General features: G+C 63.7%; 20 protein-coding genes and 1 other RNA gene. 7 read left to right on the top strand and 14 right to left on the bottom strand.

Translation table 11 applies throughout. The features are described from left to right. Positions 1 to 61: 61 nt before the first annotated feature. From C3B44_RS08570 to C3B44_RS08540, 7 genes are all read right to left on the bottom strand, one after another. Entirely contained in the window at positions 62 to 394 is a 333-nt protein-coding gene (locus C3B44_RS08570; RefSeq protein WP_108432011.1) for a hypothetical protein, read from the bottom strand. After that, positions 376 to 1,182, bottom strand: a complete 807-nt coding sequence (locus tag C3B44_RS08565) for an MFS transporter (RefSeq protein WP_108432010.1) — start codon at positions 1,180 to 1,182, stop codon at positions 376 to 378. Before C3B44_RS08565 ends, C3B44_RS08570 begins: the two co-directional genes overlap by 19 nt. Positions 1,183 to 1,214: 32 nt before the next feature. Continuing rightward, positions 1,215 to 1,697, bottom strand: coding sequence for a response regulator (locus tag C3B44_RS08560; RefSeq protein ID WP_108432009.1), 483 nt, complete (start codon positions 1,695 to 1,697; stop codon positions 1,215 to 1,217). After that, entirely contained in the window at positions 1,694 to 3,610 is a 1,917-nt protein-coding gene (locus tag C3B44_RS08555; RefSeq protein WP_108432008.1) for a sensor histidine kinase, read from the bottom strand. The genes C3B44_RS08560 and C3B44_RS08555 overlap by 4 nt, the downstream gene beginning before the upstream one ends. Then, on the bottom strand, positions 3,611 to 5,104 hold the full coding sequence (locus C3B44_RS08550; protein WP_108432007.1) for an SLC13 family permease: 1,494 nt from the start codon (positions 5,102 to 5,104) through the stop codon (positions 3,611 to 3,613). Positions 5,105 to 5,812: 708 nt separating this feature from the next. After that, complete coding sequence (hisN, locus tag C3B44_RS08545; RefSeq protein ID WP_108432006.1) at positions 5,813 to 6,598, bottom strand: histidinol-phosphatase; 786 nt, start codon at positions 6,596 to 6,598, stop codon at positions 5,813 to 5,815. Positions 6,599 to 6,608: 10 nt separating this feature from the next. Beyond that, complete coding sequence (locus C3B44_RS08540; RefSeq protein ID WP_108432005.1) at positions 6,609 to 7,436, bottom strand: inositol monophosphatase family protein; 828 nt, start codon at positions 7,434 to 7,436, stop codon at positions 6,609 to 6,611. A 27-nt stretch (positions 7,437 to 7,463) separates the two neighbouring features. Here C3B44_RS08540 and prfB point away from each other — a divergent pair, with 27 nt between their 5' ends. The 5 genes from prfB to C3B44_RS08515 are packed head-to-tail and all read left to right on the top strand — an operon-like array spanning position 7,464 to position 11,433. Then, a complete protein-coding gene (prfB, locus tag C3B44_RS08535; RefSeq protein ID WP_108432004.1) occupies positions 7,464 to 8,561 on the top strand; it encodes a peptide chain release factor 2 in 1,098 nt (365 codons plus the stop codon). Between the two features lie 20 nt (positions 8,562 to 8,581). After that, a complete protein-coding gene (gene ftsE / locus C3B44_RS08530) occupies positions 8,582 to 9,274 on the top strand; it encodes a cell division ATP-binding protein FtsE (RefSeq protein WP_108432003.1) in 693 nt (230 codons plus the stop codon). Next, positions 9,274 to 10,170 carry a permease-like cell division protein FtsX gene (gene ftsX, locus C3B44_RS08525; protein ID WP_108432002.1) on the top strand — a complete coding sequence of 299 codons (897 nt, stop codon included), beginning with the start codon at positions 9,274 to 9,276 and terminating at the stop codon, positions 10,168 to 10,170. Before ftsE ends, ftsX begins: the two co-directional genes overlap by 1 nt. Before the next feature lie 25 nt (positions 10,171 to 10,195). Then, complete coding sequence (gene smpB, locus C3B44_RS08520) at positions 10,196 to 10,687, top strand: SsrA-binding protein SmpB (RefSeq protein WP_108432001.1); 492 nt, start codon at positions 10,196 to 10,198, stop codon at positions 10,685 to 10,687. A 56-nt stretch (positions 10,688 to 10,743) separates the two neighbouring features. Continuing rightward, complete coding sequence (locus C3B44_RS08515; RefSeq protein ID WP_108432000.1) at positions 10,744 to 11,433, top strand: SDR family oxidoreductase; 690 nt, start codon at positions 10,744 to 10,746, stop codon at positions 11,431 to 11,433. 150 nt (positions 11,434 to 11,583) lie between these two features. Here C3B44_RS08515 and C3B44_RS08510 read toward each other — a convergent pair whose 3' ends face one another. Beyond that, positions 11,584 to 13,224: an AbgT family transporter gene (locus C3B44_RS08510; RefSeq protein ID WP_108431999.1), complete on the bottom strand. Its 1,641-nt coding sequence runs from the start codon at positions 13,222 to 13,224 to the stop codon at positions 11,584 to 11,586. Between the two features lie 193 nt (positions 13,225 to 13,417). On the opposite strand from C3B44_RS08510, the gene ssrA reads away from it, so the two are divergent. Continuing rightward, positions 13,418 to 13,803, top strand: a transfer-messenger RNA (tmRNA) gene (ssrA, locus tag C3B44_RS08505). A gap of 690 nt (positions 13,804 to 14,493) precedes the next feature. Here the strand turns inward: ssrA and C3B44_RS08500 are convergent. Beyond that, positions 14,494 to 16,008 carry an SLC13 family permease gene (locus C3B44_RS08500; RefSeq protein ID WP_199222469.1) on the bottom strand — a complete coding sequence of 505 codons (1,515 nt, stop codon included), beginning with the start codon at positions 16,006 to 16,008 and terminating at the stop codon, positions 14,494 to 14,496. Between the two features lie 169 nt (positions 16,009 to 16,177). After that, a complete protein-coding gene (locus C3B44_RS08495) occupies positions 16,178 to 17,431 on the bottom strand; it encodes an IS256 family transposase (protein WP_108430618.1) in 1,254 nt (417 codons plus the stop codon). A 144-nt stretch (positions 17,432 to 17,575) separates the two neighbouring features. Here C3B44_RS08495 and C3B44_RS08490 point away from each other — a divergent pair, with 144 nt between their 5' ends. After that, positions 17,576 to 18,142: an ATP-grasp domain-containing protein gene (locus C3B44_RS08490; protein WP_108431997.1), complete on the top strand. Its 567-nt coding sequence runs from the start codon at positions 17,576 to 17,578 to the stop codon at positions 18,140 to 18,142. 24 nt (positions 18,143 to 18,166) lie between these two features. Here the strand turns inward: C3B44_RS08490 and C3B44_RS08485 are convergent, their stop codons facing one another. From C3B44_RS08485 to C3B44_RS08470, 4 genes are read right to left on the bottom strand one after another with little or no spacing between them, the layout of a single operon-like run. After that, complete coding sequence (locus C3B44_RS08485; protein WP_108431996.1) at positions 18,167 to 19,546, bottom strand: TRAP transporter large permease; 1,380 nt, start codon at positions 19,544 to 19,546, stop codon at positions 18,167 to 18,169. Further along, positions 19,543 to 20,046 carry a TRAP transporter small permease subunit gene (locus C3B44_RS08480; RefSeq protein WP_108431995.1) on the bottom strand — a complete coding sequence of 168 codons (504 nt, stop codon included), beginning with the start codon at positions 20,044 to 20,046 and terminating at the stop codon, positions 19,543 to 19,545. The genes C3B44_RS08485 and C3B44_RS08480 overlap by 4 nt, the downstream gene beginning before the upstream one ends. Beyond that, the gene (gene dctP / locus C3B44_RS08475) at positions 20,043 to 21,131 is read right to left on the bottom strand and encodes a TRAP transporter substrate-binding protein DctP (protein WP_199222472.1); all 1,089 of its coding nucleotides are present in this window, start codon (positions 21,129 to 21,131) and stop codon (positions 20,043 to 20,045) included. The genes C3B44_RS08480 and dctP overlap by 4 nt, the downstream gene beginning before the upstream one ends. Next, entirely contained in the window at positions 21,128 to 22,723 is a 1,596-nt protein-coding gene (locus tag C3B44_RS08470) for a hydantoinase B/oxoprolinase family protein (protein WP_108431994.1), read from the bottom strand. Before C3B44_RS08470 ends, dctP begins: the two co-directional genes overlap by 4 nt. Positions 22,724 to 22,727 lie beyond the last annotated feature (4 nt).

Below are 22,727 nucleotides of genomic sequence, written 5' to 3'. Positions count from 1 at the left end.
TAAACATACCACACCACAAAGCTATTTATAGGACACTACACTAGCTCATGCGGGCGCCGCCCTACACCGTCCCCCGCGCCTTCGCTGCACCATAGATCCCCAGCGTCACCAGCACGACCACCGCCGGCAGGAGAAAAGCCCCGGCCACCGAGTAGCCGAATACCGGGATGAGGACTGCGGGCGTGGCGGAGATGCCGAAGAAGCGGAAAGCCTGCACGGTAGAGAGGAACGCCGAACCACGAGGGTTGTTGAGCACGAGTACGTTCACGCAGGTCTGCACCCCTTGGCACGCCAGCGTCGCCGTCACCCAGCAGGCCGCCAGCATCACCGGCCCCGGGGCCACCGCCAGCAAAAACACGCCGACGGAAGAGACGATCAGCGAGTAGATGAGCACCTTTTTACCCCATGGTGATCGGCGAAGCGGCCCACGAAGCGCACGAACAAAAACGCCGCCGTGCCCCCGCAGGCCACCACCAGGCCCGCGCCCGTCGCGCTTAGGCCCATCTGGGTGTTCGCGCGTAGGGCCACGAGCGTTCCCACACCGATGACGCCGAAGCCGATCGCGAAGCAGCACAGGCAGTACACCGCCAGAGCCACAAAGGGAGTCTGGCCCGCCTCCGCCGGTGCACCGCCCCTAGGATGCGCCTGTGGTAGCCGAATGATTAGGATGACCAGCAGCACCGCGGCGACGAGAAAGTAGACGTACTGCCAGTTCGTCACATCCGCCAGCACGCCCGAGACCAACGGCGCGGAGAGCAGCCCCAGAGACTGCATCGCCGCATACGTGCTGATCGCCGTTGCCAGCTCATCCGGCGGCGTGACTGATTTGAGGATCGTCTGCAGCAGCGGAAGTGTAAACGCGTTGGCGATGCCCATGGCGGCATAGACGATGACGAACGTCGGCCAGCTGTCGCTGACAGCCAGCACGATCGCTCCGGTGGCCATGACCACGTAGGCCAAGAGCACGATGCGATCGAGCCTTCTGCCGTGGACGAGGCGGGAGGAAAACAGCATCGTGATGGAAAACGGCAGCAAAAACGCGGTGATGCCGAACGCAGCGGCCTGCACCGTGATGTCGAAGCTCGCGGCGACGTCGGGAAGAATCGCCACAAGCGACTGGCCGAGGAAGGGCCCTAAGAACCCGCCGAGGTAGATGCACAGCAACTGCAGACGTTTCGGCACACTACCTCCCGAGGCTTACCTAGGGTAAGCCATTATCGCCGAATGTTGCGGGAAAGCTCAATAGCGCGCTGGGCATCGAGGGCGTCGTAGAAGGGAAGCGGGTTAAGCTCCAGGTCTTCGACGTAGTCGGTGAGCATGGTGCGCACCACTTGGTGTAACTCCTCGACGTCCCACGGCTTCGCGATGTAATGATCCAGGTCCGCCTCGTTGACCGCGCGGACGGTATCCGCCAGCTGCGCTTGCCCGGTGACCAGGACTTTGCGGGTGGCGGCGGTGCGGTCGTCGCTCATCATCTGCACGAGGAACTCCACGCCCGTCGTACCCGGTAGGCGGTGGTCACACAGGGCGAGGGCTAAGACGTCGCCGTCGTCGTTGATTTCCGTGACGACGTCCCACGCCTCCTCCACATCGGAGGCCACTTCTAGGCGGACGGTCTCGGCGAAAGGCAGAAGGTCACGCTCTAAGGCGGCACGAACTTCGGCTTCGTCCTCGAGAATCAAAATGGCTAGGTTCATGATGGCTGTCCTTCGTTGTGCTGGTGCGGGCCGTCGACAGGCAACTCCACGATGGCGGCGGTGCCTGCCGGTGATGATTCCAAATGGATGCTTCCGTGATGCTTGCTGACGATACTGCGGCAGACACTCAACCCGATGCCCATACCGAATCGCACCTGCCCATTGCGGGTGGTAAACCGCGGCTCGAAGAGGTTCTCCAGGCGGTTTTCGGGAATGCCGGGGCCGTCGTCGATGACCTCCACCCGGATCCGCTCCGGGTGGGCTAGGGAGGTGCGCACCGTGATCGTGGAGCCCTTGCCGGATTCCTCGATGGCTTCGGCGGCGTTGGTGATCAAGTTCGTCCACACCTGCGACAGCTGGCCGGGGGTGCAGGTGATCGCCGGCAGCTCGGCGAACTCGCGGCGAATATCGATGTCGCGCAGCTTGTGGGAGATCAAATGCAGGGTGTCGTCGATACCTTGGTGGACGTCGACGTCGGTGATCGGGTCGCCGTCGGGGCGGGCATAGGAGCGTAACGACGCCACCAACTCCGTAATCCGCGTGGCCGCCGTCGATAAGTTACGCAAGCCCGTGCCTATCGACGCCGCGTGCTCCACCGTCTCATAATCCAATTGCCGCGACTTGCCCACCTGCCGGGCGAAATCAGGATCATGCAGGCCCGCCAGCACCCAGCGCTGGGCGAGCGCCCGGTCGCCGGTGATCTCAGTGAGTTCGCGATGCAGCCGGCGCGCCTCCTTGGTGGACACCGCATGCGAGGTGCGCGCGGCCTTGAGGGCGTTGAGCGTGCCGCGGCGCCACTTCTTGTCGGGGGCGGAGGCGAGGAGGGCCTCGACGTCGTCGACCAAGTGCTCGGCGGTGCGCCCGATCGCCGACATGGGGTTGTTGAGCTCGTGGGCAACACCGGCGGCCAGCTCGCCGAGGGAGGCGAAGCGGGCCTGGCTCATCAATTCTCGACGGGCGGCCTCCAGGTTGCGCAGCGCCGTGGTGAGGTGTGCGCGTTCCTCTTCGAGCTGGGCGGTCAGCTCGTGCTGCTCGACCTGGATGTCCTCGGCGCGGCGCAGGCGGCGGTCGTAGGAACGCACGAACAGCACGGCGAGCAGGCGGGTGAGGTCGGGTTCGAGTTCCAGCAGGTAGTTGAGCTGCTCGGTGGGTAGCTGTACGGCGACGACCTCGGTGGTCGTGCGCGCGGTGAAGAAGCCGATGCGGCTGCGCGCCAGCGCCAACAGCCCGATGACCTGGCCGGTGGAGGCATGGTGCATCGTGATGTCGCCAGCGTCGGTGAAGCGCTGCAGCAGCACCCGACCGGAGAGCGCGAGGATGATCTCCTCGACGACGTGGCCCTCCTTCGTCAGATACACTCCGGGAGGAAACGTCAGGCGCGGCTGGTAACCCAGATGGCGGTCGGCGGCGTCGATGATGCGGCGGATGATCTGCTGGTCGGTGAGGTCGACGTCGAGAGCCGAGCTTTCCGGCTGGTCATAGCGCCCCGCGAGCTCCGGGTCGCGCCGGGTGCGCTCGTGCCAGTAGCGGGTCAGCTGCTGGCGGATGTTGAGCGCGAGCGCGTCCTCTTTGATCTCCGGGGTATAGACCAGCATGTCGAGCCGCCCGAGATCCGTGAGCATATCCAGACCCGAGATCGTCGGTGCGGTGGTCAACACCATGATGCGGGTGTGCCGGAAGCGCTTGTTGCTGAGGAAATCGACGAGCGGGTGATCGCGGTGCAGCCCGTCCTCGTGCACGGTGACGGTGACGAGGGCGAGCTCGCTGTCGTCGTCAAGCATCTGCGGCAAGGCCTCGACGGACTCGACGGCGAGCACCTCGTGGTCCTGGCCCAAACGTTCCTGCACCAGGCACTGGATCGCTCGGGTGGCCTCGGACTTACCGACGATCGCCAGTGTCGAACGCGGCAGCATCTAGCCCACCAGCCCGAAGATGTTCCACAACCACGGCAGCGCCAGGATCAACAGGAGGGTGCCCAGGGAGCCGACGACCACACCGACCATCGCCATCTGCGGAATCTTGATCTCGTTGGTGGCATAAGCAATCGCGTTCGGCGGCGTGGAGATCGGTAGCGACATACCCAGCGAGCAGGCGATAGCGACGACCGCCGCGACCACGATCGGGTCGATGTTGTCCAGCGACACCGCCAAGGAGACAGCCAAGGGCACGAGCAGGTTGGCGGCGGCGGAGTGGGAGATGACGTTGGCCATCGCGAAGCCGATCGCCCCCAGCAGGCCGATGATTGCCAGTCCGCCCAGCGAGGTCCAGTCGACGGAGCCGACGAGCCACTCGTCGAGACCCGTGGCGCCGACGCCGGTACCCAGCGCGATACCGCCGGCGACCAGCCACAGCACCGGCCAGTCGAGGGCCTGGATGTCTTTGCCCTTCATCACCTGCAGGCACAACAGCGCGACGACGGGGAAGAAGCCCACCGTGTTCGACGAGACCCCGTGCACCGGCTCCGTCATCCAGAGCAGAATGGTCAGCCCGGCGACGACGTAGAAGATCCACGCGTTGCTCGTGGTGTTCCACTTCGAGGTCATGTCGATGGAAATCCGCGTATCCGAGGGGATGAACACCACGCAGAGGAACACCCACGCGATGGCGAGGACCACCAACATGAAAGGCACCGCCATGAGCATCCAGTCGATGAAACTGATCCGGATGCCCTGCTCGGCGAGCGCGCCGATGGCGATCGCATTCGGCGGGGTGCCCACCGGCGTGCCGATGCCGCCGACATTCGCCGACAGCGGAATCGACAACGCCACGCCGGCGCGAACCTTCCCGGCGGGCAGAGTCTTCAAGATGGGGATGACCACGGCAAACATCGTGGCGGTGGTGGCCGTGTTCGACATGAACATGCTCAACAGCGCGGTGATGAGCATCAACCCCAGCACCGTCAGGCGGGCCTGGCTGGGGAAAGGACGCAACATGATCGCCGCGAGGTTGCGATCTAAGCCGAACTTCTCCGCGCCGTAGGCGATGATGAACCCACCGAGGAAAAGGATGATCACCGGATTCGCGAGGGCCGCGAAGTACTCCGCTGGGGCCAGCGCATTCTCCGCGAGGGCGGGATCGCCGCCGGTGGGGTCGATGAGCGCGTCCTCGGACACGAGCACGACCTCGAGCAGGATGACCAACACCGCCGTAGCGGTGAGGGGGACCGGTTCGAGGACCCAGAAGATGATGGCGAGCAGGAAAATCGACAGCATCCGGTGCCCGGGCTGTGACAGCTCCGGGATGGTGACGAAGAACGGCACCAAAAACAACACGATGCCGAGTAGGAGCCCGATCAACTGCTTCGGGCTCATATCCGGCATCCGGGAACGCAGGACGGGCGGCAACTGCTGCGAGCGCCGCCCGCGGGAAGCGGGCCTCTTATCGACTTTTACCTGCTTATCGGCCATAAACAGAATCTTACTAGGAGATCTGCTGGCTTATGGGGTGAGCGTTGGGGGTTGTGTTCAGAGCTGCATGATGCGCTTGCGCTGTTTGGAAAGGGGCGGGGTAGAAGTGGATCTCGCGCGGTTGACGGGTCTTTTCCACCTGTTGGTTTCGGCCAGCGGTAACGCTGCATGCGTTGTGGGTGTCTGGGGTGGTTCTGAACGTGGTTCTGGACGTGGTGTGGGCTTCGCGGTCTCGCAGAACCTATGGTGCGATAACGCTGGTCGAAAGGAGGCGCACAGAAAGGACTCCCGCGTGGTCGAAAGGGCGCTTCGTTCCGACCGGTTGGTTTCGACCAGCGCTAGCGCATCATGGGTGCGGGTTTACCGAAGGTCAGTAGGTGCTCAGGGGTGTCATCACAATCCACACGCCAGCCCCATCCGCCACAGCAGAAACTTAAACGCCGTTTAACTAGACGCCTGGTCGAAAGCACCCTCATAGAAAGGAGTCCCGCGCGGTCGAAAGGGCGCTTCGTTTCGACCGGTTGCTTTCGACCAGCGCTAGCGCAACACGCACGCGGGCTTACCGAAAGCCTGCAGGCGACCAGGAGCGTCATCACAATCCACACGCCAGCCCCATCCGCCACAGCGGAAACTTAAACGCCGTTTAACCAGACGCCTGGTCGAAAGCACCCTCTCCGAAACGACTGCTTTCGACTCCCCGCAGCCCCGCTACGCCCCCAGCACGCTCAGGGTGTCTTCGTGCAGCTTGCCGTTGGTCGCCAAGGCGTCGCCGCCGTGCGGTCCGGGCTCGCCGGAGAGCGCGCTAAAGCGTCCGCCGGCCTCGGTGACCAGCACGGAGAGCGCGGCGAGGTCCCAGAGGGAGACTTCGGGTTCGCAGGCGATGTCGACGGTGCCTTCGGCGACGAGGCAGTAGGAGTAGAAGTCGCCGTAGCCGCGCAGTCGCCAGGTCTTTTCGGTCAGGGCGAGGAAGTTATCGCGCAGGCCGCGGGCCGCCCAGCCGGAGAGGGAGCTGAAGGAGACGGAGGCGTCGGCGAGTGAGGAGACACCGGAGACTCCCAGGCGGCGCGGGGACCCGCCGTCGACGATGCGCCACGCGCCGGAGTCCTTCGACGCCCACCACCGGCGGTTCAGGGCTGGGGCGGAGATGACGCCGACGACGGGCTCGCCGTCGTCGAGAAGTGCGATGAGCGTGGCCCACACCGGCACGCCGCGTACGTAGTTCTTGGTGCCGTCGATGGGGTCGATGACCCACTGGCGGCCGCTGAAGGTGACGTCGCCGCCGAACTCTTCGCCCAACAGGGCGTCGGAGGGGCGGGCCTCGGTGAGTTTTTCGCGTAGTGCTTCCTCGACGGCGACGTCTGCCTCGGAGACGGGGGTCATGTCCGGCTTGGTGTCGACTTGAAGATCCGCGGATTCGAAGTGTTCGGTGGTGAGGGAATCGGCGGCGTCGGCAAGCTCGATGGCGAGGGCGAGGTCGTCGGCATAGGAAGTCATGGCCCAAAGTCTAGGCGTTTTCGGCCAACTGCGAGCAGATCTCGTCAACGACGGCGCGGTTGCCGGCCACACACCACTCGACGCCGCCGGCTTCCACCTTGCGTCCCGCACCGCCGGCGCCGGTGACCAGGGCCTTGCCGGGCAGCCAATCCCAGTCGGCCACCGAGTGCTGCACCCACGCCCCCACCTTGCCCGAGGCCACCAGCGCTAAGTCGACGGAGCCGGCGCCGAGCATGCGTACCGTCGCAAAGCGGGAGATAGCGGCGACCCAGGCGTCGCGGATGGCCTCGTCGAGCATGACCGTCGGGTGCAGGTAGCTGGCGACGCTGATCTCGGCGGCCTGCTTTTCGGCAAGCGGGGCGACCGGCTCGCCATCGACCGTGGTGGGCCGCTCCGGCCCGCCGAGATACGTCACCCCCGGCTCGGGGCGGTGCACCGCGCCCAAAAGCAGCCGATCCGGGTGAGCGGCCGGGCCTTCGACCAACGCGAGCGCCGAGCAGTAGTAACTGAACCCGGAAGTGAAGTTGTAGGTGCCGTCGACCGGGTCGATCACCCAGGTGCGCCCGGTGCGCGACGTCCTCGCCGCGCCCTCCTCGCCGAGCACGCCGTCGTCGCCACGCAGTCCCTCGAGCACGCCGGCGACGAACTTCTCGGCCGCGCGGTCGGCTTCGGTCACGACGTCCGAGATCGAGGTCTTGTAGTCCGTCGATAGGCCGGAAGCGCGCATGCGGCTGGCCAGGCGCCCGGCCTCGGTGACCAGAGCGCGGGCGAGGGTGGCGTCGTCGGAGGAGGAATGCTGGGAGATGAAGTCGTCGATAAGCGTCGTCATGACTCCCATTATGGGCGCCTAGTAGCATGACAAACCATGCGACCAGAGATCACCTCCCAAATCGATGACCTGGAGACCACCCTGCGCACCATCGAGCAGGTGATGGACATCGATGAACTCGACTCGCGCGCCCGCGAGCTCGAGCAGCAGGCCGCCGATCCCAGCCTGTGGGACGATCCCGACCACGCTCAGCAGATCACCACCGAACTCTCCGGGGTGCAGGCGAAGCTGCGGCGCGTGCGAGATCTGCGCCAGCGTCTCGACGATCTGCCGGTCATGTTTGAGCTCGCCGAAGAAGAAGGCGACACCTCGCTGGCCGACGACGAGCTCGCCCAGCTTGCCGAAGGCATCGAAAAACTCGAGATCACCACCATGCTCTCCGGTGATTATGACGAGCGCGAGGCCGTCATCAACATCCGCTCCGGCGCCGGGGGAGTCGACGCCGCCGACTGGGCCGAGATGCTCATGCGCATGTACACCCGCTGGGCCGAGCACAACGGCCACAAGGTCGACGTCTACGACGTCTCCTACGCCGAAGAGGCCGGCATCAAGTCGGCCACCTTCGTCGTGCACGGCGAGTACATGTACGGCCAGCTCTCCGTCGAGCAGGGCGCACACCGGCTCGTGCGCATCTCGCCCTTCGACAACCAGGCCCGCCGCCAGACCTCTTTCGCGGAGGTGGAGGTGCTGCCGGTCGTCGAAAAGACCGACCACATCGAGATCCCCGATACCGACATTCGTGTCGACGTCTACCGCTCCTCCGGACCCGGCGGGCAGTCGGTGAACACCACCGACTCCGCCGTGCGCATCACGCATATCCCGACGGGTATCGTGGTGACCTGTCAGAACGAGAAATCCCAGATCCAAAACCGCGCCTCCGCGATGAACGTCCTGCAGGCCAAGCTTTTGGAGCGCAAACGCCAAGAGGAACAGGCCGAGATGGACGCCCTCGGCGCCGGCGGCAATGCCTCGTGGGGCAACCAGATGCGCTCGTATGTCTTGCACCCGTATCAGATGGTCAAGGACCTACGCACCGGCTATGAGGTCGGCGACCCGCAGAAGGTTCTGGACGGCGACATCGACGGCCTGCTCGAAGCCGGCATCCGCTGGCGCATGGCCGAGCATCAAAAATAGAGCAGAAGGAGTTTTCCGCCATGATCACCTTCCGTCAGGTCAGCAGAACCTACCCCCATTCACAGCGCCCTGCCCTCGACCACCTCGATCTCGAAATCGACCAGGGTGAGTTCTGCTTCCTCATCGGGCCGTCCGGCTCCGGCAAATCGACGCTGTTCAACCTCTTGATGTGCGAAGAAGACCCCACCGAAGGCGAAATAGAATTCGATGGCACGCGCGTGGATACGCTGCGCGGCGAGCAGATCGCGCGGCACCGCCGGCGCATCGGGTATGTCTTCCAGAACTTCCGCCTGCTCAACCGCATGAGCGTGCGCGACAACATCGCCTTCGCCCTCGAGGTCATCGACACCCCGCGCGCGGAGATCGACGCGCGTGTCGACGACGCGCTGGCCACCGTCGGCCTCGCCGACAAAGCCGGGCGCTTCCCGCGGGAGCTGTCCGGCGGCGAGCAGCAGCGCGCGGCGATCGCCCGGGCGTTCGTCAACAAACCGCAGCTCCTGCTCGCCGACGAGCCCACCGGCAACCTCGATCCCGACACGGCCGACGAGATCATGGAGCTGATCAACCGGCTGCACGCCGACGGCGCGACGGTGTTGATGTCGACGCACAACGAACGTGCCGTCGATAAGCTGCCGCATCGCATCCTCGCCATGCGCGACGGCAAAATCGTGCGCGACGACTACGGCACCTACCACCAGGCGGAGGAGGACTGATGCCTTTCATTCTGCGCGAAGGATTTCGTGGTCTCCGGCGCAACCTGACCATGACCATCGCCCTGATCATCACCACGGCGCTCTCGCTGGCGCTGCTCGGCACCGGGCTGCTGGTGGGCAAGATGACTTCGGATACCAAGGACATCTACCTCGAGCAGGTCCAGGTGCTGGTGCAGTTCGACGAGAACATCTCGGCGACGGACGGCGAGTGTTCGTCGCCCGAATGCTCCGAGCTACGGACTGAGCTCGAAGGCACCGACGGCGTCGAATCCGTCGAATTCCGCTCCCGCGAGGAGTCCTACCAGCGCTTCGTCGAGCTCTTCGCGGAATCCGACCCGGTGCTCGTCGAAGAGACCACGCCTGAGGCCCTGCCGGCGGCGCTGCACGTGCGCCTGAGCGATCCCACCGACATCAGCCCGCTCGACGGCGTGGGCGAGCGCCCCGGCGTCGAGCGCGTCGTCGACCAGACCGAAGACGTGCGCGGCGCGACCCAGCATTTGGACTCGATCCGCAACGCCACTTTGATCCTGGCGCTGGTGCAGCTGGTCGCGGCGGCGTTTTTGATCGCGAACATGGTGACGCTGTCCGCCCACCACCGCCGCGAGGAGACGGCGATCATGCGCGTCGTCGGCGCCTCGCGGATGATGACGAACGGGCCCTTCGTCCTCGAGGCCGTCGTCGCCACGGCGATCGGCGCGGTCGCGGGCACCGTGGGCATGCTCATCGGCAACAGCGTCGTGGTCGCCCCGGCTTTGCGCGGGCTTTACGACGCCCGCCTCCTCGCCCGCATCACAGCCGGCGACATACTGCTGTACATGCCTTTCGTGGGGTTAGGTGGCCTAGTGCTCGCCGGGGTCGTCGCCGCGGTCACCCTGCGTCTTTACGTGCGCAAATAGCCCGCGGGTACACTGAGCGGCAACTATGGGCAAGAAAAAGAACAAGAAGCAGGCACCCGGCACCATCGCCACCAACCGCAAGGCCCGCCACGACTATCACATCCTCGATACCTACGAGGCGGGCATCGCGCTGGTCGGCACCGAGATCAAATCCTTGCGCGAAGGCAAGGCCTCCCTCGTCGAGGCCTTCGCGACAATCGACGACGGCGAAGTCTGGCTGCGTAACCTGCACATCCCCGAATACTCCATGGGGTCCTGGACCAACCACTCGCCGCGCCGGCACCGCAAGCTTCTGCTGCACCGCCGCGAGATCGACTCGCTGGCCGGCAAGGTGCGCGACGGTAACCGCACCCTCGTGCCGCTGAGCCTCTACCTCAAAGACGGGCGCGTGAAAGTCGAGCTCGGCCTCGCCGAGGGTAAGCAGGCGCACGACAAGCGGCAGGCGATTAAGAAGCGCACCGAAGAACGCGAGATCGTCCGCGAGATGGGCCGGAAGATCAAGGGCATTAACGCTTAAGCCATGAACGCGTAGCCTGGCGCATAGACATCGCTTCCGCGAAAGGAGAGCTTTCTATGCGCACAGTCTTGATCACCGGAGCTTCCCGCGGCATCGGCCGCGCGATTGCCGAAAACCTGGGCCGCGACAGCCACATCCTCGTCGGCTCGACCACCCCAGAGGGCGCGGATGCCGTCGTTAAGACGCTGCCCAGCGCCGAGCCCTTCGTGGTGGATCTCACCGACCCGGACGCCGTCGAAGCCGCGGTGGCCAAGCTCGACCGCGTCGACGCCGTGGTGCACTCCGCCGGCATGCTGGAGCTCGCCCCCATCGCCGAGGTGACCTGGAAGCAGTGGCAGGACTCTTTCGGCCTCAACCTCTTCGCGGTGGCCGGACTGACCAAGCATCTGCTGCCGAAGCTGCGTGAGGCCCGCGGAACCGTGGTGACTATCAACTCCGGCTCCGGCTTCCACTCCGGGCCCAACCAAGCGCTGTACTCCGGCACCAAGTACGCGCTGCGCGCGTTTACCGACGCCCTGCGCGCCGAAGAAGCCGGCCACATCCGGGTGACCTCCGTGCACCCCGGCCGCGTGAACACCGAAATGCAACAAGCTTTGCGACGCGCCGAAGGCCACGCCGACGAAGACTACGACGGCTCGCAGTGGGCGCAGCCCGCCTCCATCGCCGACACGGTGCGCACGGTACTCGACCTGGGTGAGGACGCCACCGTGCCGGAGATTCGCGTGAACCCGAGCGGGTTGGCGTAGGTTTTCGCTGGTCCGCGTCTGGGTGCGTGTGCCCTAGTCGAAAGGACCCTCACAGAAAGGAGTCCTGCTTTCGACCGCGCGTGACTCGTTTCTGTGCTCTTCCTTTAGGTGAAGCGTGGGCGCACTATGGGGGATAGGCAGCCCGCCAGGCTAAGCCGCCGGGTACTCCATCGGCGAGCCCGGCCCGAGCGGGATGCCCAGGAAGTACCAGATGAGGAAGAAGACGAACCAACCCGCCATCATCGCTACCGCATAGGGCAGCGCCAGCGACATCAGGGTGCCGACGCCCGCCTTGTTGTAGTAGCGCTGCAGGAAGGTCAGCGCCAGGGCGAAGTACGGCGACATCGGGGTGATGATGTTGGTCGGGGAGTCACCGATACGGAACAGCATCTGCGCGACCTCCGGGGAGTGGCCGAGGTACATCATGATCGGCACGACGATTGGGGCCATCAGCGCCCACTGCGCCGAGCCGGAGGTGATGAACAGGTTGAGCGCGGCGACCAGCAGGACGAAGGCGCCGAAGAGTGCCCAGGTCGGCAGGTTCATGGCCTCGAGCAGCTCTGCGCCGCGGATCGAGGTCCACTGGCCGAGGTTCGACCACTCGAACCAGGCGAGGAACTGCGAGACCGCGAAGAAGAGCACGATCATCGGCAGCATGGTCTTCAGTCCCTTGACCATCATCTCCGGGATATCGCCCGGAGACGTAATCGACTTCGCGACCAGGCCATAAACAATGCCCGAGAGCAGGAAGAACAGGGTGATCGGCACCGCGATGTCGTTGATCAGCGGCGACTCCATGACCTCACCGTTGTTGACCATCGGCGAGCCCGGGATGAACAGCAGGGCGAAGTAGACCGCGAGCATGATCGCCAGGGCGATGCCGGTGATCCCCAGGGCGCGCTTCTCGTGCGGCTCCAGCTTCAGCTGCTCGATGCGCTCTTGCTTGCTCTGTGGGGTCTTGTCGCCGAAGGAGACCTCGTCCTCGTTGATCTGGGAATGATCGATCATCTGGCTGGCACGACGATCGACGAAGAACTCCGTGACCGCGGTGATGATCAGTGCCAGAACGATAGCGGAGGGGATGACGAAGAAGATGTTCGCCAGGCCGGAGACCGAGTACTCCGGATCGACCAGCTGCGCGGCGGAGGTCGAGATACCGGCCAGCAGCAGGTCGGTGATGTTCAAGACCAGCGAGGCGTTGAAGCCTGCCGACGACGCCGCGAACGCCACCATCGCACCAACGATGGGGGAGCGGCCCAGCGCGTAGAAGGACATCGCACCCAGCGGGATGACGATGACGTACACCGCATCCGAGGCCACCGAGCCGGTCACACCGGCCAGGGCAACCATGAAGGTCAGGGTCTTCGGGCCGGTCTTGGTGACCATCGCGCGCACCGCGGCAGACAGAAGGCCGGAGTGCTCGGCGACGGCAACACCCAGCATCGCGATGAGGATGACGCCCAGCGGCGGGAACGTCACGAAGTTCTCGACGGCGCCGGAGACCATCTGCTGCAGGCCCTCGGCGGTGAGTAGGTTGACGACCTCGACGGTGTCACCCGTATCCGGCTGGGTAGCACTCATGCCCACCTGGGATCCGATCCAGGAGGCGAGTGCCGTGATTCCGGCGAGGATGACGAACAGCCAGAACGGGTGAGGCAGCTTGTTACCAACCTGCTCGACGAACCCGAGGAAGCCTTTCGGCTTCGGCTGTTGTGCTTCTTGCTCTCCGGAGCCCTGCGCGGATTCCGTGTCGATGTGGGAAGCGGGCGTGGAGCCCCGGCGGTCGCTCATCGGACATCCAATCGTCGACTGTGAAGTGCACTACATGTTATATGGGTGGGTGGGCTCCTGTGGAAGTACACCCCCATCTTGCGGGAACCGAACGTCGGAAAGCCTGCCTGTTGTATCTGAGAGTGTCAAGAGGTATAGTTAGTTCTCCTGCTGATGGTGCGATCGCACGATCCCCGCCACAGCAGACGGACGAGGGGCTGATTTAGGTTTCGACTCCGGACATGAAGCCAGGGGAAGCGTGCCGGTGCAGGCTGGAGACCACCGTAAGCGTCGCAGCAACTTGATAAGCGCCGAGAAGAACTCTCAGCGTGACTACGCCCTCGCTGCCTAACTTGCAGCGACCGCGTGTCTGTCAGACCGGGCTCGTCACTGGCCCGGACCCTGGCATCGACTAAAGTGACTTGCCTTCCGGCCGCGTCAGCGGGGCCGGTGGGGACCTCATACCGCTGACTGGGCCCATCATCCGGAACGGAGTCCGACCACGCCGGAGGGCCGAGCAGAGATCATCTTCGGACTGCGCACGGAGAAGCCCTGGCGACGTGCTGGAGGACCCGGGTTCAATTCCCGGCAGCTCCACCACTAGGACGCTCATTTTGATACAAAGTGAGCGTTCTTTTGTTTTGCCTTCCGAGCGAGGTTTTGGCTTGTCAGAGGCGGTTTCTGGGCGAATAGGTGCCCGCTGGTTGGGTGCGGTGGGTGGTGCGTTGACACCCTCAATCGAGATCAGCCGTTGGAAATCGGCCCAGAAGAGAAATCGGCTCTGCACCAAGAATTTCTTAAAAATGGCGAGGTTAGCGCGATTAAAAGACTTCGGGAAACCACCCGAATGTAAGTATCGAGGATGCCCGTCACGTACTAAGTACCCTCATCAAGTAAAACACCACTACTAGGGTGCACGGCGATAGTGCAACTGTTGCCGTTCTTGTGATCAGCGCTTCGTAGGAGTTTCCCGTTCCCATCGCGGATGACAAGCAGTTAGCCCGAACATTACCTGAGCAGACCTCATCTATCGCCGAGTTGCAGGGGCAGAATAAGACACCGCGTGCAAACAACCTCACTCACCTGGGCGATGTGAAGGTGCGTTGAGGACCTGCAAAGGAAACGGGGACTACAAGTGGTTTGCCCCACCTTATGCAGTACTCGGCGTAGGGCTCAGGGCTGGAAACAGACTTCAGACAGGGCTCACTTTTCACGCACGTTTTGCTTCCTCAAAGCACAAACGCCGCGAGTATGAGGTCTCGCGGCGCTTGGGGACTAAACATATGCTTTCTACACTAGGCCCAGCCAGTTCCAGTACGTGACTGAGAAGATGAGTACCAATACGTAGCCCACCAGGGTCAATGGGATGCCCACTTTAAGGAACTGTTTCGTGGTGAACGTACCCGTTCCATAGGCCAGCATGTTCTGCGGCGCGGAGACAGGCAGAAGGAATCCGAAGGAAATGACAAACTGCTGGATGATGATGAACCCCAGCCCCTGGTCAGGGACCGGCAGGGTTGCGGCAAGGGCAATATAGATTGGGATCAAGGCCGAAGCCAGCGAGGTAGCAGAAGCAAAGCCCAAGTGGATGACAATGGTAAACGCCGTAACCAGTGCGATGGTGGCAAGGAGAGGGAAGTTCTCGATCCCCAAGGCACTAAAGAGGGAGTTAGATAGCCACTGAGCGGCACCCGTCTTGAGAAGTAGTGAACCGAGTGAAATGCCGATAGCGAAAACGAGAAGAGTACCCCAGTCCACTTTCTGCTCTAGATCCTTCCACGAGTTGAACACACCAACTCGTGGAATCAACAAGACACCGATAGCCAAGACGGTGATGGTGGCTGAGTCAATAGGCTGGAGAATTCCTTCCGTTGCCCAGAACAACAGCAGCAGAACAGAAACCACAATCAGGACGATTTCTTCCCGCTTGATTCGGCCGAGTTCAGCAAGCTGCTGCCTGATAGTATCGCGGCCACCGGCGAGGCGGTCAGTTTCAGGCTTAATGCTCATGCGCATGATGAAGTACAGCGCTATAGACATCAGGATGGACCACGGGGCTGCCCACAGGAACCATTGGCCCCACGTCACTTGAACACCCAAGCTCTCCTCAATAAAACCGATAGCTACAAGGTTCTGCGCAGCAGCCGTCTTGATGCCCACGTTCCAAATAGAAATAGACTGAACCGCACAAATGACCAAGAGGGCAGCCAAGTTTGAGGTCTTCGCTGCGCCGAAAGCCGCGATCATGCCGAGCAAAATAGGCAAGATAGCGCCACCGCGGGCAGTAGCGGAAGGAACAAAGAAGGCCAGCACAATAGAGATCATGATCGTGCCAACAAGCACATGGGATGTCTTCTCCCCGGCGATCCTGAGAATGCCTAGTGCTATGCGGTGGTGAAGACCGGTGACTTGCATTGCGACCGCAAGCATCAAGGCCGAGGCGACCAGCGCCACGGAGGAGCTTGAAAAACCATCTAGGGCTGTCCCAAGAGCTTTGGACGTGCCTGTGACGGTGCTTGGATCTTCCTCGCTGGGCGTGAACCCAATAAGGATAGCTATCAGAGCAGTCAGGATGATAGCGCTAATAGGGTAGGAGACCGACTCCGTGACCCACAAAATAACCGCAAAGCCCAATAACGCTAGGGCTATGTGACCTTGCTGCGTGAGCGGAGTTTCACCGGTGCCTTGTAACGGCAGAAGCAAGATACCGATCAGGACGGCGAAAGCCAATCCGAGATATGCCGGTTTGAAGTGACTTATTTCCTTTTTCTTTTCTGCAACGTCAGGAGACACTGCGGTGCTCATGAGGCATGTCCCTTCATCTAAGGAGCTCGGATGGGCGGTGGGTGTAAAGAAAACCCTCATAATTTTACGTCCGGCGTTCACAATTTAATGAATCGGTTACGTGAGAATGACCAGCTCAGGGTCAAGCCCCTGGTAGTGGTGTAACTGGTTTTTGATCCTTCGTTGGTGCTCAGGCGGGTAGTTGCATCAGTGGGTCGGTGTTTACCTCCGTCTGCGAGCTGGTGTCGGTGGTCAGGGCGAGTCGGCATCGGCTCAGGACTTCGAGGCCGAGGCAGCGACGTCCTTCGGCCCATTCGTCGGTCTGCTCGGCCAGGACGGCGCCGATGAGGCGGACGATGGCATCCCGGTTGGAGAAGATCCCTACAACGTCGGTGCGGCGGCGGATCTCGCGGTTGAGCCGCTCGGTGGGGTTGTTGGACCAGATCTTCCGCCACACGTCGTCGGGGAACGTGGTGAAGGCGAGCAGGTCCTCTCGAGCGTCACCGAGGTGGTCGGCGACCTCGGGCAGCCGGTGCTCGGTGTAGTCCAATAGTCGGTCGAACTGGGCGTTGACGGCGTCTGCGGTGGGCTGGTCATAGACGCTGTGCAGCATGGCCTTCACGGCCGGCCACATGGACTTCGGGCACACCGCCATGAGGTTCGCCGCGTAGTGGGTGCGGCAGCGCTGCCAGGCGGCTCCGGGCAGATTCGCCGAGATCGCATCCACGAGGCCGGCGTGCGCATCAGAGGTCACCAGCCGCATGCCGCCCAGGCCGCGGGCGACCAGGTCGGCGAAGAAGGTGTTCCACGAGGCCTTGGTCTCACTGGTCGCCACTTGCATGCCCAGCACCTCGCGGTGCCCGTCGCCGTTGACCCCGGTGGCCAGCAGCACCGAGGCCTTGACGACCTGCTTGTTTTCCCGAACCTTGATCGTCAACGCATCGGCGGTGACGAAAGTCAACGGCCCTGCCTCATCCAGGCGCCGGTGCCGGAACGCGGCGACCTGCTCATCCAGGTCGGCGGCCATGCGGGAGACCTGCGACTTCGACAGTGAGTCAATGCCCAGGGTCTTGACCAGCTTGTCCATGCGGCGGGTGGACACTCCGGCCAGATAGCAATCCGCCACGACGGTGATCAGCGCGGACTCAGCACGCTTGCGGCGCTCGAGCAGCCACTCGGGAAAGTAGGACCCCGACCGCAGCTTGGGCACCGCCACGTCGACGGTGCCAACCCGCGTATCGAGCGGGCGGTGGCGGTAGCCGTTTCGGTAGTTGGTGCGCTCGGCAGAGCGGGCGTTCCACTCCGCCCCGCAGACGGCGTCGGCATCGGCGGACAGCAAGGCGTTGATCATGGTCTGCAGCAGCTCGCGCATCAGATCCGGCGACGCCTCGGCGAGGGCTTGGCCAAGAAGGCCGGCAGGGTCGACAATATGAGGTGCGGTCATCGTGATGACTCCATTCGAGGATTCTTTAGACGGTTGACTCGAAGGATCACACGGTGGCCGCTCTACATCCGTGCACAACACGAATCTGCAGACGATCTCGGCCACCGAGTTACACCACCTTAAGGGGCATTACTCCGCTACCTGGTGCCCAGGCTGCTCGCCCTGAAAGACCCAGCGCGGAACGGCTCAATCATTCTCTCGCCTGTCGAAGATGCCGGCCTGTACGCCACCTTCGAGGACATGATGAAGAAGTTTGGCGAGGCCATGCAGTTGAGCTCCGGTGTCACCCACGCAGAGTTCTTCGTGGACGCTACTGGGCAGGCGTATATCTCCGAAGTCGCTACTCGTTTTGCTGGTGGAGGTGTACCTCGGGCAATCCATGCTGCCTTTGGTGTAGACATTATTGAGGCGTGGATGCGAGTGGAGTTCCGGCTGGAGCCGGGCCTTAACAGCGACCCAGCGAAGTATCAATTGGCTGGTTGGCTCCACATCTCCCCGCATGAAGACGGCGAGATTCGTACAGTTCCGAGTGCAGCGGAGTACTTAGCCGCCGGAGTCGTCGACGTGACTATCTCGGCTATCCCGGGGAAGGCGTGTCGGCATGACAACCCGTCCAATTGGTGCGTATTAGCCACGATCACAGCCCCGGATACGCAAGCGTTCATTGATCGCTGTGACAATCTGTACGCCACGCTGCCAGTGAAGGTGTGAGAGCCAGGCCCGGTCAACCTCCACCTACTGCGCCTCCGCGGCACTCGACATCTCGGGCAGGAAGGTAACGATGTCGGGTGCCATAATCAGGATCGCCACGACCACAATGTCGGCCAGGATGAACGGCACCAGCCCGCGGAAGACCGTACTTAGCTGCGCCTGCGGCACGGAGCCGGCGTAGACGAACGCGTTCATGCCCACCGGCGGGGTGATCAGCGCCATCTCGGCGACCTTGACAATCAAAATGCCGATCCAGATGCCTTCGAACCCATAGCCGGTCAAAATCGGGTGCAGTAGTGGGGTGGCGATGAGGATCATCGAGATGCCGTCGAGAAACATCCCCAGTGGGAGCAGCAACAGCAGGCAGATGATCAGCACGAGATAGGGGTTCATCTCCGCGCCGAGCACGCCTTCCACAATCGACGAGGTGATCCCCGAGAGCGCCAGGAAGTAGGTGAAGACGCCGGCGCCGAACATGAGCAGGAAGGTCATCGACGTCAGGCCGATCGCCTCGGTGAGAGAGTCTTTCACCGCACGCGCCCACTTCGGGGGCCGTATGCGCAGAAGCAACACGATGAGCGCGGCCATCGCGCCGAGCGAGGCCGCCTCGGTCGGGGTGGCCAGGCCGGCGTAGATTGTGCCGATCGAGACGCCGAAGATCACCGCCAAATAGCCCACCCCGATGAGAGTGCGTGCCGAATAAGGATTCGCGTCGTCCTCGGCCACGGCCTTCGTCGACCCGCCCTCACCAGGGCAAAGATCCTCCTGTTCTGTGACACCTCGCCTCCTGCGCGAGAACACCACCAGGATGATCGCGGTGACGGCGTAGGCCAGGAGAGTGAGCAAGCCCGGCCCGATGCCGGCCAACAGCAGCTCACCGATGCTCTCACCAGTCACAACACCGTAGAGCACCAGAATGATCGACGGCGGAATGAGAACCCCGAGCGTACCGCCCGCGCCGACCACACCGGCGGCCAAGCGGATGTTTAAGCCGGCGCGTCGGATAGCGTTGGTGGAGACCTTGGCCATGGTGGCGACCGTCGCCACGCTGGAGCCCGTGACCGCCGCGAACAGGCCCGAGCCGGCCAAAGAGGCCAGCGCCGGGCCGCCCGGCAGGCGCCTGAGTAGGGCAGAGGCGAGGCAGAAACCGGCGTCCGCCAGCCCGGAGCGGATCGCGAAGACACCCATCAAGATGAACAGCGGGATGACCGTGAGCGAGAAATCCGCAGAGACCGAGTAGGGCTGGTTCGCGATCGCGCTCGTCGAGGCGTCCATGCCGCGGATGAGCACCACACCCACGCCGCCGGTCAGCGCGAGCGCCAGGCCGACGTGCAGACGCACGGCGAGCAGGCCGAGGAAGAGCGCCAGGACGACGGTGACGATCACCCAGGTCGGAACGATCACGCCGGCTCCTCTCGCAACCACCCGCGCAGCTCGCCGGCTTCCCGAATCAGAGCCGCGACGAAGAACAACAAGAAGGAGACACACAGCACGACCTTCGTCTGCCACGTCGGCAGCAGCAGAATCGCATTCGTCGTCTCCTGGCGCTCGTAGGCGCTATACGCCGACTCGGCGAGGCCGTAGACCATCAGCACGCCGAGCACCGCGAGCGCTATCAGGCGCACGATAGAAAACACGGTGCGGGTGCGGGGGCCGACGTTGTCGTCTACAAGCGTGACCGAGACGTGCTTGCCGGTGATCTCCGCGGTGGCCAGCCCCAGAAAGGCGATGCCCACGAGCAACAGAGTGGAGATATCCACGCTGCCGAGGATCGAGCCGCCGAGCCAGTTGCGTCCGATGACGTCGGCGACAGTCAAAAGCATCAGCCCGAGCAACAACAGCGCGGCCAGGAGGTTGAGTAGGCGGGTGAGGCTGTTCAGCCACCTCGGAAAGTCAGTGCTCATGAGTGCTCCTCGATGCAACGCTGAAGAGGTGCGACATAATCGCTGGCAGCGGTTTCCGCCGCGGCGATCTCGCGGTAGTGCGCGAGGACGCCGGCCGCGTCGAAGCCTTTCTGCTCGTTTTCGGCGACCCAGTCCTCGGCGGCGCCGGCGGAGTCCCGCCAAGCGGAGACCGACTCCGGCGAAAACGCGCGGAACTCGGAACCGGTCTCCGCCAGGGCGCTACAGGCCTCGTCGCTTAAAGAGTCGAGCTCGTTGAGGCCGAAGTCGATGGTGTTCGCCGCCGCCTGCTGGATGGCGTCCTGGTATTCGGTCGGCATGGATTGGTAGAGGTCTTCGTTGATCACCACGATCGACGACGCCCACGCGCCCATGCCCGGATCCACCACCTGGGGTGTGGCATCCATGAGCCCGTAGGTCGGCAGGTTCGCGATCGAGAGGATATAGCCTTCGACCACCCCGCGCGATAAGGACTCGTAGATCTCTCCCGCGCCGAGCGCGACGGGGTCCACGCCGGCGTCGAGAAGCACCTCGGCGGCCAGCCCGGAGGCGCGGATGCTGCGCCCGGCGAGCTCACCTGGGGCTGCGGCCGCGGAGGCCAGCCCCAGCATCGCGTTGCCCAGAGGCAGCGGGAAGAGCATGCGCAGGCCCCGGGATTCGAAGCTCTCGCGGTATTCCTCGTTCTCTTCGTACAGCCTTTGCAGCGAGCGCATGTGCGCTTCGGGGTTGTGCACCTCGAAGGGCAGCTCGCTGAGGGTAAACAGCGGGAGATCCGAGGTCGCGTAGATGGAGGCGACCTGGCCCAGATCGGCGCGCCCGTCGGTGACGGCCATGGCGGTCTCGTCGCCGTCGAGAAGGCTGCCCGAGTGGTGGATGCGGAAGGTCACGGCGCCGTCGCTAAGCTTTTCGACCTCCTCGGCGAACGCCTGCACCGTGCGCGTCTGATCGGAATCGCCGCTGGAATACGTGGTGTAGTGCAGCTGATAGGTATCCTGCGCGCCGCGCCCGCCGCAGGCCACGAGGCTGGCGGCGGTTAAGACACAGGTGACGACGGGCGCCACCACCCGCCGCACGCTCAGCGCCCTCACCTGCCGGCCTCGGGTTCGCCGTAGCCGCCGCCCCCGGCGGTCTGGATGGTGACGGTGCCGTCTACACCCACCTGCAGCGAGCCCATGGATTCGAGTTCGCGCACCTCACCGTTGGTGCGCGCCTCGACGCGCGCCGGGCCGCCGTCGCCGCCGCCGTTTAAGCCCCACGGCCGCGTGGCTACGCGGGAGGTGCCGGCGACGACGGTGGCCTTGCCGCGGGTCAGCGTCAGCGAGCGGCGCAGGCCCTCGCCCCCGCGGTATAAGCCCGAGCCGCCGGAGTTGCGGACGATCTCGTAGCGCTCGACGCGTAAGGGGTATTCGCGCTCGATGACCTCGCACGGGGTGTTCTTCGTGTTCGACATGTGGGTGTGCGTCGCCGACGCGCCGGGTCCATCGGGGTTGGCACCTTGGCCGCCGCCGTAGGTTTCCACATACGAGTAATAGGTGCCGTTTTTCGGATCTATACCGCCGATGGTCACGATCGACATGCTGCCTGAAGACGCCGCCGGCACGAGGTGCTCGGTGAACTCGTTGAACGCGCCGAAGATGGTATCGACGACCCGCTGCGACGTCTGCGTATTCCCATGCGCGACCGGCGCCGGGAACTCCGCGTGCACGAGTGAACCCGGGCGGGTGATCACCTCGATCGGGCGGGTCAGCCCAGCGTTCGACGGCAGCGTGGGATCCGCCAGCACCTTCAGCACATAGGCCGCGCACGAGCGGGCGACGGCATAGGAGCAGTTCACGGCGCCGTCGACCTGGTCGGCGGTCTCGGAGAGATCGACCGTGACCTGATCGCCTGCCACCGTGACCGTCGCGGTGATGGGGATCTCTGCGGCGTAAAGGCCGTTGTGCTCGAGGTAGTCGGTGAAGGTTCCGGTGCCGTCGGGAAGCTTGGTGATCGCCGCGCGCGTGCGCCGCTCGGAGTAGGACAACAGGGAGTCACAGGCGCGGTGGAAGCCGTCCACGCCCCAGTCGTCGACAAGCTCGTGGATGCGCCTCAAACCCAAACGGTTCGCCGAGACCTGGGCGATGAGGTCGCCGCGGGTTTTCTCGGCGGTGCGGATGTTCATCATCAACAGCGCCAGCACCTCGGACTGGATCTGCCCGGCGGCGAAGAGCCGCATCGTGGGGATGCGGATACCTTCCTGGAAGATCTCGGTGGCGTGGGTGGCCATGGAACCGGGCGCGATGCCGCCGACGTCGACGTGGTGCGCCATCGTGGCCACCAGCGCGATGAGCTCGCCGTCGTAGAACAGTGGGCTGATCACGCAGACATCGGGCAAATGCGAGCCGCCGATATAGGGGTTGTTGGTCATCAGCACGTCGCCTTCGCGGATGTTCTCGGCGCCGTATTCGGCGATCGCGTTGGCGATCATCGTCGGCATGAGCCCCAAGTGCAACGGGATGTGCTCCGCCTGGGAGATCAGCGTGCCATCCGGGGCGTAGAGGCCGGCGGAGCAGTCGCGGCGGTCTTTGATGTTGGGGGAGTAGGCGGTGCGGATGAGGGCGGAACCGACCTCCTCGGCGATGGAGGACAGTCGGTTGCGGGCGATCTCAATCTCGATCGCGTTGAGCTCTTCGGTAGCCATGTCT

The sequence above is a fragment of the Corynebacterium yudongzhengii genome, from assembly GCF_003065405.1.
Lineage (GTDB): Bacteria > Actinomycetota > Actinomycetes > Mycobacteriales > Mycobacteriaceae > Corynebacterium > Corynebacterium yudongzhengii.
Note: the sequence above shows the minus strand (reverse complement) of the source record. Positions and strands in the feature narration are given on the sequence as shown.

Bases quoted from the DNA above. Each gene is read 5' to 3' on its own strand.
- C3B44_RS08495 (WP_108430618.1), bottom strand. From the start codon at position 17,431: ATGACCGCACCTCATATTGTCGACCCTGCCGGCCTTCTTGGCCAAGCC.
- C3B44_RS08540 (WP_108432005.1), bottom strand. From the start codon at position 7,436: ATGGGAGTCATGACGACGCTTATCGACGACTTCATCTCCCAGCATTCC.
- C3B44_RS08550 (WP_108432007.1), bottom strand. From the start codon at position 5,104: ATGGCCGATAAGCAGGTAAAAGTCGATAAGAGGCCCGCTTCCCGCGGG.
- hisN (WP_108432006.1), bottom strand. From the start codon at position 6,598: ATGACTTCCTATGCCGACGACCTCGCCCTCGCCATCGAGCTTGCCGAC.
- C3B44_RS08470 (WP_108431994.1), bottom strand. From the start codon at position 22,723: ATGGCTACCGAAGAGCTCAACGCGATCGAGATTGAGATCGCCCGCAAC.
- C3B44_RS08560 (WP_108432009.1), bottom strand. From the start codon at position 1,697: ATGAACCTAGCCATTTTGATTCTCGAGGACGAAGCCGAAGTTCGTGCC.
- C3B44_RS08500 (WP_199222469.1), bottom strand. From the start codon at position 16,008: ATGAGCACCGCAGTGTCTCCTGACGTTGCAGAAAAGAAAAAGGAAATA.
- C3B44_RS08480 (WP_108431995.1), bottom strand. From the start codon at position 20,046: ATGAGCACTGACTTTCCGAGGTGGCTGAACAGCCTCACCCGCCTACTC.
- C3B44_RS08510 (WP_108431999.1), bottom strand. From the start codon at position 13,224: ATGAGCGACCGCCGGGGCTCCACGCCCGCTTCCCACATCGACACGGAA.
- smpB (WP_108432001.1), top strand. From the start codon at position 10,196: ATGGGCAAGAAAAAGAACAAGAAGCAGGCACCCGGCACCATCGCCACC.
- prfB (WP_108432004.1), top strand. From the start codon at position 7,464: ATGCGACCAGAGATCACCTCCCAAATCGATGACCTGGAGACCACCCTG.
- C3B44_RS08555 (WP_108432008.1), bottom strand. From the start codon at position 3,610: ATGCTGCCGCGTTCGACACTGGCGATCGTCGGTAAGTCCGAGGCCACC.
- C3B44_RS08515 (WP_108432000.1), top strand. From the start codon at position 10,744: ATGCGCACAGTCTTGATCACCGGAGCTTCCCGCGGCATCGGCCGCGCG.
- ftsE (WP_108432003.1), top strand. From the start codon at position 8,582: ATGATCACCTTCCGTCAGGTCAGCAGAACCTACCCCCATTCACAGCGC.
- ftsX (WP_108432002.1), top strand. From the start codon at position 9,274: ATGCCTTTCATTCTGCGCGAAGGATTTCGTGGTCTCCGGCGCAACCTG.